Source organism: Enterobacteriaceae bacterium ESL0689, from assembly GCA_029433525.1.
Taxonomy (GTDB): Bacteria; Pseudomonadota; Gammaproteobacteria; order Enterobacterales; family Enterobacteriaceae; genus JAQTIF01.
In genome coordinates, this window is record JAQTIF010000001.1 from 16,375 (window position 1) to 31,046 (window position 14,672).

General features: G+C 47.6%; 18 protein-coding genes and 2 pseudogenes. 19 read left to right on the forward strand and 1 reads right to left on the reverse strand.

Annotated features, from left to right (window positions below):
- Window positions 1-22: 22 nt before the first annotated feature.
- The 18 genes and pseudogenes from PT300_00115 (at window position 23) to PT300_00200 (ending at window position 12,999) form a co-directional block, all read left to right on the forward strand.
- Window positions 23-331 carry a hypothetical protein gene (locus tag PT300_00115; GenBank protein ID MDF7679107.1) on the forward strand — a complete coding sequence of 103 codons (309 nt, stop codon included), beginning with the start codon at window positions 23-25 and terminating at the stop codon, window positions 329-331.
- A gap of 4 nt (window positions 332-335) precedes the next feature.
- Window positions 336-545 carry a hypothetical protein gene (locus PT300_00120; protein ID MDF7679108.1) on the forward strand — a complete coding sequence of 70 codons (210 nt, stop codon included), beginning with the start codon at window positions 336-338 and terminating at the stop codon, window positions 543-545.
- Window positions 542-772, forward strand: coding sequence for a hypothetical protein (locus PT300_00125; GenBank protein ID MDF7679109.1), 231 nt, complete (start codon window positions 542-544; stop codon window positions 770-772). Before PT300_00120 ends, PT300_00125 begins: the two co-directional genes overlap by 4 nt.
- 3 nt (window positions 773-775) lie before the next feature.
- Complete coding sequence (locus PT300_00130; GenBank protein ID MDF7679110.1) at window positions 776-1,120, forward strand: hypothetical protein; 345 nt, start codon at window positions 776-778, stop codon at window positions 1,118-1,120.
- A complete protein-coding gene (locus PT300_00135) occupies window positions 1,089-1,919 on the forward strand; it encodes a hypothetical protein (GenBank protein ID MDF7679111.1) in 831 nt (276 codons plus the stop codon). The genes PT300_00130 and PT300_00135 overlap by 32 nt, the downstream gene beginning before the upstream one ends.
- Window positions 1,919-2,347, forward strand: a complete 429-nt coding sequence (locus PT300_00140) for a Gp138 family membrane-puncturing spike protein (GenBank protein ID MDF7679112.1) — start codon at window positions 1,919-1,921, stop codon at window positions 2,345-2,347. Before PT300_00135 ends, PT300_00140 begins: the two co-directional genes overlap by 1 nt.
- A complete protein-coding gene (locus PT300_00145) occupies window positions 2,334-2,579 on the forward strand; it encodes a hypothetical protein (protein MDF7679113.1) in 246 nt (81 codons plus the stop codon). Before PT300_00140 ends, PT300_00145 begins: the two co-directional genes overlap by 14 nt.
- Window positions 2,579-2,818, forward strand: coding sequence for a hypothetical protein (locus PT300_00150; protein MDF7679114.1), 240 nt, complete (start codon window positions 2,579-2,581; stop codon window positions 2,816-2,818). The genes PT300_00145 and PT300_00150 overlap by 1 nt, the downstream gene beginning before the upstream one ends.
- A 105-nt stretch (window positions 2,819-2,923) precedes the next feature.
- The gene (locus tag PT300_00155; protein ID MDF7679115.1) at window positions 2,924-4,048 is read left to right on the forward strand and encodes a baseplate J/gp47 family protein; all 1,125 of its coding nucleotides are present in this window, start codon (window positions 2,924-2,926) and stop codon (window positions 4,046-4,048) included.
- Entirely contained in the window at window positions 4,041-4,697 is a 657-nt protein-coding gene (locus tag PT300_00160; protein MDF7679116.1) for a DUF2612 domain-containing protein, read from the forward strand. Before PT300_00155 ends, PT300_00160 begins: the two co-directional genes overlap by 8 nt.
- Window positions 4,684-5,868 carry a hypothetical protein gene (locus tag PT300_00165; GenBank protein ID MDF7679117.1) on the forward strand — a complete coding sequence of 395 codons (1,185 nt, stop codon included), beginning with the start codon at window positions 4,684-4,686 and terminating at the stop codon, window positions 5,866-5,868. The genes PT300_00160 and PT300_00165 overlap by 14 nt, the downstream gene beginning before the upstream one ends.
- Before the next feature lie 2 nt (window positions 5,869-5,870).
- Window positions 5,871-6,089, forward strand: a complete 219-nt coding sequence (locus PT300_00170; protein ID MDF7679118.1) for a hypothetical protein — start codon at window positions 5,871-5,873, stop codon at window positions 6,087-6,089.
- Window positions 6,090-6,122: 33 nt separating this feature from the next.
- Entirely contained in the window at window positions 6,123-7,166 is a 1,044-nt protein-coding gene (locus PT300_00175) for an acyltransferase (GenBank protein ID MDF7679119.1), read from the forward strand.
- A gap of 521 nt (window positions 7,167-7,687) precedes the next feature.
- Window positions 7,688-8,260: a BRO family protein gene (locus PT300_00180; GenBank protein MDF7679120.1), complete on the forward strand. Its 573-nt coding sequence runs from the start codon at window positions 7,688-7,690 to the stop codon at window positions 8,258-8,260.
- Window positions 8,261-8,321: 61 nt separating this feature from the next.
- The gene (locus tag PT300_00185) at window positions 8,322-9,065 is read left to right on the forward strand and encodes a hypothetical protein (protein MDF7679121.1); all 744 of its coding nucleotides are present in this window, start codon (window positions 8,322-8,324) and stop codon (window positions 9,063-9,065) included.
- 1,088 nt (window positions 9,066-10,153) lie between these two features.
- Window positions 10,154-11,077 (forward strand): annotated as a pseudogene (locus tag PT300_00190) (IS5 family transposase).
- 245 nt (window positions 11,078-11,322) lie between these two features.
- A pseudogene (trbL, locus tag PT300_00195) lies at window positions 11,323-12,717 on the forward strand (P-type conjugative transfer protein TrbL).
- A gap of 69 nt (window positions 12,718-12,786) precedes the next feature.
- Entirely contained in the window at window positions 12,787-12,999 is a 213-nt protein-coding gene (locus PT300_00200; protein MDF7679122.1) for a hypothetical protein, read from the forward strand.
- Window positions 13,000-13,139: 140 nt separating this feature from the next.
- On the opposite strand, the gene PT300_00205 is transcribed toward PT300_00200, so the two are convergent.
- Window positions 13,140-14,039, reverse strand: coding sequence for a LysR family transcriptional regulator (locus PT300_00205; protein MDF7679123.1), 900 nt, complete (start codon window positions 14,037-14,039; stop codon window positions 13,140-13,142).
- 227 nt (window positions 14,040-14,266) lie between these two features.
- Here PT300_00205 and PT300_00210 point away from each other — a divergent pair, with 227 nt between their 5' ends.
- Complete coding sequence (locus PT300_00210; protein MDF7679124.1) at window positions 14,267-14,617, forward strand: cyclophilin-like fold protein; 351 nt, start codon at window positions 14,267-14,269, stop codon at window positions 14,615-14,617.
- Window positions 14,618-14,672: the final 55 nt, after the last annotated feature.

The window sequence follows — 14,672 nt, forward strand, 5'->3', positions numbered from 1 at the left end:
TATTTTTCATTTCCGGAGTCCTATGGATATTCTTAGCGGATTTAACACCTCACGTCGGGCGACGGTCATCACGCGCTCAATTGGCGATTTTATTCTGGACTGCGTAACCGTGGAAGGGCATGGATCCACGTTGCGCCTGACTGAGAACCCGGTTGAATCAGGAGCCAGCATTGCCGATCACGCCGTTCTCGAACCAAAAGAAATCACCGTGTCTGGTGTGATGGTTGGCTACTCGCCACCGCAACAATTCAAAAATCTGACCGGTTACGACACGTCATTTTATGAAGCCTACCCGCCCCCTCGAAATCACCGCATATACCCGCCAGACTGAGGCAATGGCGAATCAGTTTCTGACGATGGCAGACGGAGCAAAAGAGCAGGTAAGCCGGGTTTTGGCTCCCTGGTATCCGGAAGCGGCGGGGCTTGCTAATGACACCTCGGCTACGCTCGACCGGGTAGGAAAAGCGTATGAAGACCTGCTGACCCTGCAAAAAGCGGCGAGACAATCACCGTTCAGACAGGGATCCGCCAGTACCACAACATGATGATCCTGAGTCTCAGTGTTACGCAGATGTACGACGGTTCGGCGGAGTTTACGCTAACGCTACGGGAAATATTTATCGTTGAGTCACAGAAGGCCCGGGGTATCCATCCGGATGTGAAATCATCGTCACCTGCCAAAAAGAACCTTGGCAAAACACAACCGAAAGAAGTCAGTCAATCGGGAATTAAGATGATCGGCAAAGAGCTTAAATCAATGATGGGGGGTTAACGCATGATATACGAAATCCCGGTTTCAACGGGTGAAATACAGGAGCAGTCATTTTCGCTATTCGGCATGAACCTGAGACTGACACTGTATTTCAATCCTGTCTTAAACGGCTGGCAGTTCGATTTACTGAATACGAACACCGGCGAACAAATAACCCGTCTGCAGGGATTAACGGTTAACGCTCCGGCACTGCTGGAGCGTAAATTACCCTTCGTCCTGGTGCTGGCTGACGGCTCGGGTCTCGGAATCAATTCGCTACAGCGCGGCGAGCTGGGCAACAGACTGATGCTCTACGCAGTCGAAACGGAGGTATGGCGTGAGGCAATTCGGACGAACGCTACGGCTTAATATTGGCAACGCCAGTGAATCCATCGAAATAACCAGCCTGCGGGTTGCGTTCTCGGTAGAAAAAACATTAACCAGTGAGCCTAATCCGGCCGTTATTCGGATCTGGAATCTCAACGCTTCAAACCGCAATTTAATCGCCAGTAAGGTTTATGACCGGCTGTCGTTGTCCGTGGCCTATCGCGAGGATGAGTTACGTCTGATTTATACCGGTGATATTACCAATACGGTCACCCTGCGGGATGGCGTTGACTTCATTACCGAAATGACCTGCGGTGATGGCCACGCGGCCTGTACAAAAGCGGGGCTGAATAAAACGCTTCAGGCCGGAGCCAGTGACAAAGACATTCTGGCGGAAGCATCCAGGTCGATGGGGCTGGAAAGCGGCGTTGTTGATCTGCCTGAAGACCGGATCCTGCCGCGTGGAAAAGTGCTGACAGGAAACGCACGCGATACCCTGCATAAGATCGGTAAAAACAATAATGCCGACTGGTCAGTACAGGACGGACAATTGACTGTTTTACCAAAGGATAAGGTGGCGTCTGATAACGACGGATTTGTGTTGTCGCAGGAAACCGGAATGATTAACAGCCCGGAAAAAACCGACGACGGGTTGCAGATAACCTGCCTGTGTAATCCCGCATTGTGTATCGGTGGGCTGGTGCGCGTCGTGTCCATCATCCCCGAGTACAACGGTGATTATAAAATCACTGAACTGACCCATACCGGCGATCTGCTGGGAAATGACTGGTACACAAAGCTACTGTGCGTCGGCGGGCGATTTAAAAAGGCAGGTACCTGATGGAAAAAAATCCCAGTTTGCTGGATGTGCTCAGTCAGAACGCAGACAACCAGCGACGTGATATTCACACCGCGCTTCCCGCTACGGTAATTGCGTGCAACGGTCATACTGCAACGCTACAGCTTATGATCGACCAGGTTATGCGTGACGGCGTGCAACTGGCATTGCCACCGCTGGTGGATGTGCCTGTTGGTTTTTATCGGGGTGGAGGATTCTGTGTGACAGTTCCCCTGAAACCCGGTGACGAGGGCTTAGCGATATTTTCCGAGCGCTGCATCGATGGCTGGTTTGTATCCGGCCAACAGTCCGCGCCACTCGATACCCGCTTTCATGATTACTCAGACGCATTTTTTCTGCCGCAGGGCAGCAGCCGACCCAAAAAAAATCCCGGCGTATTCAACGGATGCACTGTCGATGCAGACCGATGATGGCGCAACATTCATTCGTATCACGCCGGGAAAAATAACCATTCAGGGTGATATTGAGCACACGGGGAACCGGGTGCAGACCGGAAATTCATTGATTAACGGTAACCATTCGGTTACGGGCGATAGCGAATCCAGTGGTGGCATGATGACTCACAACGGCAAAAATATTGGTGATACACACACGCACACAGGCGTACAGACCGGTAGCGGCAATACAGGAGCACCTTGCTGATGAGAACCCGACGACTGGACAGTAATCACGACTGGATGTTTGGCAACGGGCGCGGGGATTATGCAACTGAATCACAGGCGATAGCCCAGTCAGTAGAAACCCGCCTTTTGTCGCTTTATGGTGACTGGTTTTTAAACCGCGAGCATGGACTTAAGTGGTTCGACTGGCTGCAGAAAAACCCGGACCTGATTCAGATGGAATCTGCGTTAAAAATACTGTACTCAGCACGGCTGGAGTAACAGAAATCACTGCTTTTGCAATCGGTCTTGATCCCGATACCCGACGCATGAGCGTGCAGGTGAGCTATAACGACATCTATGGCGAGAACAACCAGGTGGTAACCCATGCTCCGGATAACTGATACCGGCATTATAATTGACCAGCTCGCCGATGTGCATCAACGCTTGATCGAGGGCTTCAGGCGTATCTATGGCGATGATATTAATCTCGATAGCGATACCCCGGACGGTCAGATGATCGGGCTGTTCTCACAGGAAATAGCCAACGTCAACCAGGCTATTGCCATGATTGTACAGATGCTGGATCCGTACAAGGCCACAGGAACCTGGCTTGAACAGCGCAGCATGTACGCGGGGGTCGTCCGTCGTGGTGCGGATTATAGTTATATCCATGACGTGGTATTCACGGGCAGGCCGAATATCCCGATCCCGGCAGGCGCGGTACTGGTCGACAGCAATCGCGTTAAATGGCTTACGCTGACGGCTATCAGCCTGAACACCAACGGTTCAGCGCGGGCGGGCATTCGCAGTGTTGAGCTGGGAGGATATTCTCTTTCCAGTGGTTCTGAGCTGACAATGGAAACAGTCACGGTTGGCGTTGAGAAGGTCACTACCACATCGGCCGCAATACCGGGGGCGTTTGAGGAAACAGACGGCAACCTGCTTATCCGCTTTATGCGTTCACATTCCATTAATAACCACGATGATCGCCAGGGTCTTGAGGGGGCACTTCTTGATATTGCGGATGTAAAACAGGCGCGCGTATATGAGAACTACACCAGTCAGACCGATGGTAACGGTGTTCCGGGACATACGCTGAATGCAGTGGTTATCGGCGGCAGCGATTCCGATATCGCGCGAACCATTCTTAAAAAGAAAATGGGTGGCTGTGGTCTGATGGGTAATGTGGCGTATGTACTTCAGTATGCGGATCTACCGCGCACCGTCTATTTTGATCGCGCAGAGATTATCGACATCAGCATCAGACTGGTGCTGGAGCGCACGTCCGGTTTTAACGATATAGATACAGACGGTATCAAAGCCGCGCTGGCCGCAACGGAATTCACCATAGGCGAGAACGTTTACGCCATGCGGCTGACCTGCCAGGTTAATTCTGTGCCGGGTTTTTATATCAAATCCATACGGGTTAACGGTTCAGATACAGCGCTTATCGGCGTTCGCCAGTGCGCCAGGATCACGCCTGAAAATGTGGAGGTACTGATTGAGTAAATCGCGGGAAGATTTTTTAATCTGGCAGTACAGAGGAAAACCGAAGGCCCGACAAACCGTCGGGCTTTTGCTTTCTGAAACTAAAAAAGTGTTTGGATCCGCAATTCAGCTTTCCACCCTGCTGGATGTTAATACCGCCACCGGCTATGCGCTGGATTTAGTCGGGCGGCACGCTGGGATTGACCGGGTGATGAAGTCCATTATCCCCAAAGAGTATTTTGGCTGGTCGGAAGTTGAGGCGGCACTTGGGTTTAATACCGGTGTGTTCTACCGCTACGGTGACGCTTTAAAGGCATCTTCTGTACTGAATGATGACGAATATCGGTTTCTTATCAAAGCAAAAATCATCAAAAACTATCAGCAGCCTGATATTGCCGGTATTACGTATTCATTACGTCATTTACTGGGCGAGCAGGCTTTCATTATCGATAATTATGATATGTCGATGAATGTCGTTATCCCTGCCGGTTATTTAACACCTTTTCGTATCCATGCTCTGAAAAATCTCGACATCTTATCGAGACCGGTGGGTGTCAGTTATAAATATCTCATTATTACCGATGCGCAGCCATTTGGCTGCATTCAAAATCCGCTCGCATTTGGTTTTAACGATGGAAAATTTACGAGGTTAATGAATGTCAGTTATTAAAAAACCCGATTTAAAAATATTTGCGCAGGACGCTAAAACGGGAGAAATCGAAGCGTTCCCCGATGTCCTGAGGGGATGGGGAGTAACGCTGGACAGAACAGCGGGCAAACCACCGTTAGAGTGGTTTAACGCAGTGGGTAAGCGTGTCGATGAATGGCTGATGTACCTGACGCAACGCGGGGTCGCCGAATGGGACGCTTCACTTTCCTATCCAAAAACTGCCATCGTTCAGTTCGGAAACGTTATTTATGTCTCTGTGAAAGAAACGAAGGGGGAACAACCGGATAAATCGCAGGCATCCTGGTCGACCTTTGACAGGTTTCTGGGGTTAAAAAACTATTACACCAGAACGGAATCCGATACCCGGTTTCAGCCAAAGGGAAATTACCAAACCGCCGGTTACAGCTATTCAAAGCAGGAATCGGACGGATTGTATCTTCCTGCAACGGCACTGGGCACCGCTAACGGTCAGGTAATGACGGTAAATGGCCGCTATCCGTCCGCAAATAACCTGACGACTGCGTTTATGTCAAACAATACCCCGGATCTCCCGGGTGCGACTGGCGACAGGAATAAGCCCTCCCTTGAGGTGAGTAACGGTGGTAACAAATCGGCATCTGCGGCAATGATGTTTCACCGGGAGGGGGACTTTGCCACCTTTTTCGGACTGGATACCGATAACTCCTTAGCTATTGGCGGGCATTCACTTGCCGGAAAACGATACCGGATTTATCACGAGGGCTATACAGGGGATCTGTCTACCCAGACTGACGCACAGAACAGAGCAAACCAGGCTGAGCAGAATGCTAAAGACTGGACAAGCGCTCAGGTTACAAGTCTCACTAACAATATCAATACCCGTGCTACGCAGGAGTGGGTGGATCAGAATTTTGCGAGAAAGCCGGTCGGATACGTATCTCAAAACGGCTGGGTTAAAGACCCGACCACAGGAATAATAACGCAGTGGGGACGATTTACTGTCGATAAGAACACCCGACACGTTACGTTTCCCACCACGTTCCCAATAGGCTGTTTTAGTATTCAGATAACAGTTGGCGCGTACGCCTCTGTAACAGCAACGTATTTTAACGATACGTCGTCAGGTTTTGACGTGGCGCTAAACGGTTCAGATTCTAAATTTTCAATGTCGTGGTTTGCGATAGGGAGTTAATAATGATTTTTTTTTCAGCAGAAACACGGGGTTTTTATTTTGAATCGTTGATCGACGATTATCAGCGGGGTAGTAGTTTCCCCGCTGACGTGGTCGCAGTAACGGAACAGGAATACGAGGAGTATCAATCACAACCGCCAGACGGGCTGACGATTGGCTCCAAAGACGGACGTCCAGCCTGGATACCTGAAACGACTGACAATTCAATCGTAACGGGTTAAAATCGCTCAAAATACCTAATTTGAGTGTAGCGTATGTACCCCGATAAATCCAGACTGGTCTATTTAGACGCGTTACGAGGTATCGCTGCCTCGACGGTTGTTTTTTCTCACTACGCTGAACGCACGCCCGTGCACAGATACTGGATATTCGATTTTTTTACGCCGGGCCAGTTTGGCGTAGTGGTGTTTTTTCTGTTAAGCGGTTTTGTTATTCCGTTTAGTCTGAAGCAAAGAGCAGGGGGAATACGAGACTTTATTATCTCCAGATTTTTTAGATTATATCCAGCCTATTGGTTGTCTATATTTTTAGCGGTTATATTGGCGTATTTTTTTACCGAATCACCAATTTCTGGTGATATGGCTTTAGCTAATTTAACGATGTTGCAAAAATTATTAGGCTATCCGGATGCGTTGGGCGTTTATTGGACGCTACTCGTTGAGCTTGCCTTCTATTTTGTTTGCACTATATTCGCAGTCGCGGGGGTATTATTTGAAATAAAATTTAGATTTTATATCTCTATCCTGTTTTTGTTTGTAAGTGTTTTTGCTTCAATTATCCGTTACCTGACTGCCATTCCTGTTCCGGTTGGTATCGTTGTATCGTTATCTCTGATGTTTTTTGGTAGTGTCTGGAGGGACGCCACTTTAAATAAAAATAGACAGGCGAGGCAATATTCAGTAGTGTGGGGCTTGCTGTTCGTTGTGTTTTTTCCCGTAATTTCGTTTTTGGTTTACGATATTGATAGGGGATTAGGTGAGAGTGCGTATAGCTATATCGGCAGTTTTTTTACTGGAATTATTTTTTTTCTGCTTTTTACAGCTAAAGTTAAATTGAAATCAAAAGTGCCGGTCTCCCTAGGGTTGATAAGCTACTCCATATACTTAACACACCCAATTATTTTAGGATTGACTAATAAGGCGGTTGATTTAAGTAGTTCGTTTAATCTGTTAGCGTTTACAGGATATATTTCGGGAACAATCGTACTAGCGGCACTCTCCTATTTTTTAATTGAGAAACCCGGTATAGCGTTAGGCAGGAAAGTGAAGAAAAAATTGAGTTCAGGAACTGAGGCGTAGTTTGAATCGTCTTGATAATCGGTACTGTTTTTGATATGAATAAACCTGCTTTAAGTCAAATAGAGTGTTCCCCGCGTGAGCGGGGATGAACCGTAATTGTTCATTAGAGTATTGTGGAGGAAGGTGTGTTCCCCGCGCGAGCGGGGATGAACCGTATCCGGCGAAATTATGTCGAACTGGGAACAGGTGTTCCCCGCGAATGCGGGGTGATTTATTAAGTGTACCAACCCCGTTCTAAGCGACGGGGTTTTTTATTGCATTCAGAGCGACTGGTTGACACTGTTCCAATCTATGCTCTATAGTGACCACAGGTGCTGAACACACCTCAGTAAGCGGAATCCGCGCCCGAAAGATATGCGGTTTTTTTGTATCCAGATTTCATTGAATAATGGTCGGGTAGCGTGCATACCGAAAAATAGCCGAAGGGCTAAGGTTGCAGGCCGTCTTACTGCGGTGTTCAAGTGCCTGACCAACCCTGCTGAATACAGGGTTTTCTGAACAAATCAGTAAGGATACAACTCATGACAACCTCACTCGTTTTTCACAATGTCAATTTCAATATAATCAATCGTAATAATCAAATCTGGCTCACTGCCGTTGAGATTGCACAAGCGTTGCAATACAAAACGGAAAGCTCGGTAAGCCGAATTTATTCCAGATACTCCGATGAGTTTACCGCTGGAATGTCCGAGACAGTCAAATTGACCGTCTCGGGAAATCTCACCAAAGTTGTTCGTATTTTTTCTCTGCGTGGCGCACATCTGATCGCTATGTTTGCCCGCACTCCGGTTGCCAAAGAGTTTCGCCGCTGGGTTCTTGATATTCTTGATCGCGAAGTAGCAATCAATCTTCCTGCGAAGGATGATCCATCAATTCGTGAAAAACACGCATACAACGCCAATGCTTTAGCTAAACACTATGAAGTTATGTATGAAGCCTGGAAGAACCAAATTTACCCGGCGTTACGCGCAATTGAATCCCCCCTTGCAACGCGTCTTTGTGATCGCTTCAAAGATAGTGCTATTTTCATGATGTATGTGCAGGAAGAAGCAGAAAAGCAATTACAGAAAGGGGAAGTAGCACGGATTTTATAAAAGAAAAACCGCCAGTGGGTGCTGGCGGTCTACTGAAGTCTAACAACGTGTAGGAACGTATATGACTAAACAAACTGTAGCAAATGTGCGATCTGTTGTCACTGATAAAATCATTGATAGTCAGTCATTACTCGAAATGGTTAATCAGACCCGCAGGCGGTGTGGTGAAAGTCCGGTTCGTAACAATGTTTTTGTTGAGCGAATCAAGGATGAGCTTGATGGCGAGACCTACAAAAATTTTGTAGGTCAAAAAAACGGCGCAGAAATTGAAGTCATTGAAATGTCCATCAAGCAGGCCCTCCGCGTTGCTGCTCGCGAATCGAAAGCCGTTCGGCGCTCACTGGTAGATAAACTGGAAGATATGCAGGCTCCCCCCGCAATACAGAAAAACCAGTCTGGCATTACTGAGTACCGACTGGCAAAAGCGGATCAGTTAAAAGCTCAGGCACTGGAAAAAAACATCGCTAGCACCCGTGAGATTATGGCTCTTCTTCCACGCCTCGACCCAGTAGCGCACCAAACACTGGCGGCTTCATTGATTAATCCGCTGATTGGTTATGACGCAATACCATTACCCGTAATCGAAGAGCATTACTACACCGCTGGCGAAGTTGGTGCAATGCTTGGTGTATCTGCTCAGAAGATCGGACGCGTCGCTAACGCGAACAACCTTAAAACTGAACAGAACGGAAAGTTCTTTCTCGATAAGTCAGCGCACTCCAGCAAACAGGTAGAGGCATTCCGCTATAATGCTGAGGGCGTGAAAGCACTTAGTCACCTTATTATTGGAGCGGATGTGGCCTGATAATCACAATTTCAGTGACACCTTAACCAAACCCGCCGAGGCGGGTTTTTATGGTACAGGTCATATCAATTTGAGATAAGGTGTTCCCCTGCGTGAGCGGGGATGAACCTGGTTGAGTGGGCTGGTAGCTTGTGCCATATTTGTGCCATACATGGTAAAGCACCATCCCATTTCTTACGTTATGTGCCATCATGTTATGCGGTGTGAATGCGGCAATGTGTATGTAAAACAGTTAGTTAAATGTGAATCTACTAATTCGTAATGCGAAGGTCGTAGGTTCGACTCCTATTATCGGCACCATATTTTCCAATGAAATCATATAATTACTGTTGCATTGTTTTGCTTTTCTTAACACGAATGTGCATTTTTGCGCGTTGTGAGTGTGGCAAAATTGTGGCAGGTACAGTGAGATTGTTTGTGGCCCAATGCAAGGGTATGCTAACAGCATGTCTTACCTTGAAGCTCCCCTCTATCTTGTCTTTTGAGCAATATTATTACTTTGATGGCTTCTGGTTACGGATGTTGACAATCCAGTGCTTGCCTGCACGGATGGGTCGAAAAGATGTCACTACAAAAGCATACATTCAAACACTTTTAGTAGTCCATTTCGGTATTTGCATTCTTGACTAACCACTTGCATTTTACTTAGCCATGTCTGACAAAAAAGCATCCAATACCCTGCTAAATTGACAGTTAGCTTTGAGCGCGGAGCGAAAGCTGGTCCAGTATGCCAACTAGAAAAGGTGACAGAAGTGCTAGCGATTCAAGCCGGCTTGATGTGAGTTACTTAGTCGGAATGAACTCAGAAAATAGCGTCAAGCAGCTGAGCTTTCCTGTGGTCTTAAAAGCAATAACTGAAAGCACGTCTTATACTACAAATCCGCTCTAACATATTAACCGCACTTATGATTTTTTCTTAAATTCAATAGGTTAATCATAGTTGTTAGGTCAACAAAAATCAGTAGCTTTAAGCGCTTAAGCCTTCCCTAAGGAAAATAGAGCAGACTAACTATGGCTTTGTTGAATAAATCGAACTTTCAGGTGACTGGCGGATCTGATAGCTACAGTCATTTCAATATCTGGTCACTATGGCAAAGCAAAAGTTTAAAATAACCAACTGGAATGCCTACAATAACGCACTCGGACAACGTGGCTCACTGACGATCTGGCTTGATGAGGCTGCCATTGCTGCATGGACTGACAGTGCAAAGCCTGAGAGGCGAGGCCGGCCACTTCACTACACCGATATGGCAATTACCACGGTACTGATGATGAAACGTGTGTTCAACCTGCCGCTCCGGGCTTTACAGGGCTTCGTTGACTCGATTTTTAAGCTGATGGCTCTGCCGCTGCGTTGTCCGGACTACTCTCTGGTCAGCAAACGTGCCAGGACTGTTAACATCAGCATAAAAACGCCAGCCCGTGGTGAAATCTCACACCTCGTCATTGACAGTACTGGCCTGAAAGTCGCTGGTGAAGGTGAATGGAAAGTCCGGCAGCACGGGACTGACAAGCGCAGAGTGTGGCGCAGGCTTCATCTGGCCGCAGACAGAGCGACGCAGAAGATAATCTGTGCTGACTTATCGCTCAGCGGAACGACGGATGCGCAGGCACTGGAGGGTTTGATAAACCAGACCCACAGGAAAATCAGGGAAGCTTCGGCAGACGGTGCTTACGACACACATTACTGCCACGATGCCTTGTTGAGGAAAAAAATCAGGCCACTGATCCCGCCACGAAGTGGCGCGTAATACTGGTCCGGGAAGTATCATGAACGTAACCACGCGGTGGCCAATCAGCATCTGAGCGGCAGTAATGATGTCTGGAAAAAGAAAGTGGGCTATCACCGGCGTTCACTGGCAGAAACAGCGATGTACCGCGTCAAAACGTTGCTGGGTGGTCATCTGAGCCTGCGAGACTATGATGCGCAGGTGGGTGAAGCGATGGCGATGATCAAAGCGCTGAATCGAATGACGTCGTTGGGTATGCCGCATAGTGTCCGGATCGCATAACGGATGTATCCGAGGGAACCATAGACTCCATCGACTGCCTCTGATTTATTCAACAAAGCCGGTAGCTGAATGAAAGATAAACTTTTGGTCATTTTTATTCTAATCATTCCATTGATTCTATGCTCTTGCGATAAAAAAGATGAAGATTGTTTATCGACGCCAGAGAATAAATTGAACGAACATAACTACGATAAATGTGCCCTGTGCAGTAATAACAACCCTAGCCCTAAGCGAGAATGGTAATTATGAGAATAGTAAGCAAACTCACTTTTTTGGGAATGATTTTTTTGTTTTCTGTAAATGCTTATGCTGGTCAATTAGATAGTAGCGGATTACTTGATACGTTATTAGATAAGTTTCAGCAAGTAGCCAGCACATGGTCATTAGTAATTGGTGATTATGCAAATTGGCTCTTCTGGGGGCTGGTATTAATAAGTATGGTTTGGACATTTGGTATGTTGGCGATGCAAGGGGAAGGTTTAATCAGTGCACTTGCAGAAATAGTTCGTTTTTTTGCCGTGATTGGTTTTTTTTATTATCTTTTAATCAACGGCCCAGCCATATCACAATCTATAATTAACTCAATGAGACAACTTGCAGCAAATGCTTTAGGAATAAGTACTGGTATTTCACCCTCCAGCATAGTTGATATGGCTTTTGTGATATTAACAAAGGTCAGTTCAGCAGAATAAATTTGGTCTCCAATGATTTCGACCATTATGATAACCGTCGCGATAATAGTATTAGTAGTAATGGCGCTTATCGCGATAAATATGCTAATAATGTTAGTTTCTGCATGGGTGTTGTGTTATGCAGGAGTTATTTTGCTTGGGTTTGGTGGCTCGAAATGGACTTCTGATATTGCAATAAATTACTTACGCACAGTATTATCGATTGGTATTCAGTTATTTACGATGACATTAATCATTGGGATTGGGCAGTCATTTATAGATCAGTATTTTTCTATTATTAAAAATGATATTCCTGATCTTAATAGTCTTATTGTTTTACTTCTGGCGTCAATTATTCTTTTAGTATTGACGAATAAATTACCGTTGTTGTTATCAGGCGTTGTTGGAGGAGCATCCTTACAAGGGATCGGTGGTTTTGGAGCAGGTATGATTACTGGCGCTGCTACTACTGCAATCAGTGGCGCTGGGGCAATGGCAATGAGCGCTACAGCTCAAGTCAGTGGTGGTGCTTCCGCTCTAAAAGCAGCATTTGAATCTGCCCAAGCGGCGATGGCCGAAGAATCTGGTTCTGGTTATAAAGGTGGCTCAGGTGGAGGATTTGGCGGCGGGGAAGATACCGGTTCCGTAGATACTTCTGGAGGACAACCATCAGGCGGTTCCGGTGGTTCTTATGCAGGGAGCAATACAGGTAGCGTCAGCGGAGGAAGCCAGGGGTTTGCTTCATCATTCTCACGAGCTGGCCGCATGGCTTCTCACATGGCGAGCGGGCTGTCTAATGGAGCTGCGGAGTATCAGATGATGAAGGGAAGTACTAATTCTATCCAATCACAACAGAGCGTTGGTGGGGAAATAGCGAATCAAATACGTAAACACACCGCCGATCGTCAGAGTAACCACGAACAGGATGAGTTTGAGGGTGATAGTTTAACTGGCAGTAAAAAATCTTGATTTAGACGCGTCAGTTAGCGCGGTAACGTTAACTGACGCTTCCACTAAACACCTGTAAGGAGGTGGATAATGGCTGATTATAATAGCTTTGTTTTGGAAGGAATAAAAATTATTTTTGCCGATAACAACAAGGAGTTTATTAAAGAGATTTGTGAACCATTGATAAATATTCTATGCATCGAAGAGTATTATTCTGCTACCGGAATTTATAATTATGATGATGCTGATGAGCAAACTGAGTTACTTAAAAATGCATTAAGGGACTATAAAATGGCTCACTAGTGAAAAGAGGCTAACTTGTATTAGCTCAAACTTGATCTTACACTTTTACTGCATAGGGCTTAACCTAAGCTGACAGTCCGCTCTGTGCCAAAAGCGGACGTTCACGTCCGTTCCTGAAATATTGGCCCGATAATTCAGCGTTAAATTTTCCGGTTAATACGCAACGCATCCACAACGAGTGAAAACGCTGGGGAAGGCTGTTTACGGCTGGGATAATAAAGATAGTAGCCGGGAAAAGGACGGCACCATTCTTCAAGCACGCGGATCAGTTTTCCTTCCTGCAGATGTGTGCCGAACTCCTCTTCAGGTAAAAAGGCAATGCCCAGTCCGGCAAGAGCTGCGTCAACGACGTGTTCCGATGTGTTAAACGTCAGTTGCCCTTCAACCCGAACGTGAAATTTACCGTTTTCCTGCTCAAACTCCCAGGTGTAAATTTTCCCCGATTGAACCATGCGCTCATTAATACAGCAGTGTTGCATCAGATCGCGTGGCGTCTGAGGGGCGGCGCACCGGGCGAAATACTCAGGGGAAGCTACAGCCGCCATGCGCAGTTTCGGGCCAATGGGTACGGCTATCATATCTTTGTCGATAGTGTCTCCGAGCCGCACGCCGGCATCAAAACGATCCGCCACGATGTCCCGGAACCCGTGGTTGGCGTCAAACTCAATATGAATATCAGGATATTCGCGTAACAGTGGCGTCAGCTTTGGCAGCAGTGTGGTCTTCAGAACATGAGGTCCACATGTAATACGGACGGTCCCGGCAGGTTTATCACGCAGTGCCGTCAGCATGTCCAGCTCGGCTTCAATCTCATCAATACGATGTCCCACAGACTGAAGCAGGCGCTCCCCGGCAGCCGTCACTGACACACTGCGCGTGGTCCTTGTCAGCAGGCGGATTTGCATCCGTTCTTCCAGCCCGGAAATCGCCTGGCTCAGTGCGGGCTGGGTCACGCCGAGCAGGGCGGCAGCGCGCGTAAAGCTGCCCTCACGCGCCACGGTGACGAAAGAGAGTAAGTCGTTGAGATTGCGTCTGGCCATGCTCGTTTCCGGTCCATTTATAAATTTTATTTATAAGGGTATTAAGTATTCATTAGCTAGTTAACCCGCTGCATATTGGTAATAATAATGCGATGAAAAAGTCAACGCTAACCCTTATGCAAAACGCTTGCCGCAGAACATCACTGCTGTTCCTTGCCGGCCTGCTTTTCGTCACGCAGTCCGCTATGGCGGGTGACAACGACCGGGGAGTGGCGCAGGAGACGCTTATGAAAATTGAGATCATTGTGGAGGGAGAAACCGCCACCGCCACCCTCTTTGATACGCCGACAGGCCGGGACTTTGCGTCTTTGCTTCCCCTCAGCCTGACGCTGGAAGACTATGACGATATTGAGCGTATAAGCGACCTGCCGCGCAGGCTTTCCACGGTGCAGGCACCGGACGGCATGACGCCGGAAGCCGGAGATATCACTTACTACGCGCCCTGGGGCAACCTGGCAATTTTTGCCCGGGGCAGGGCTTACGCCCGTTCACTGATCCCGTTAGGGAAAGTGGATTCCGGACTGCCGGTCCTGCAGCGCCACGGACCTCTTGCGGTGCAGATCAGAGTCGCCAACTGACCCGCAGCACCTCCCGTACCGCGATTATCCCTCTTATCCCGTCCCTGTATGCCGT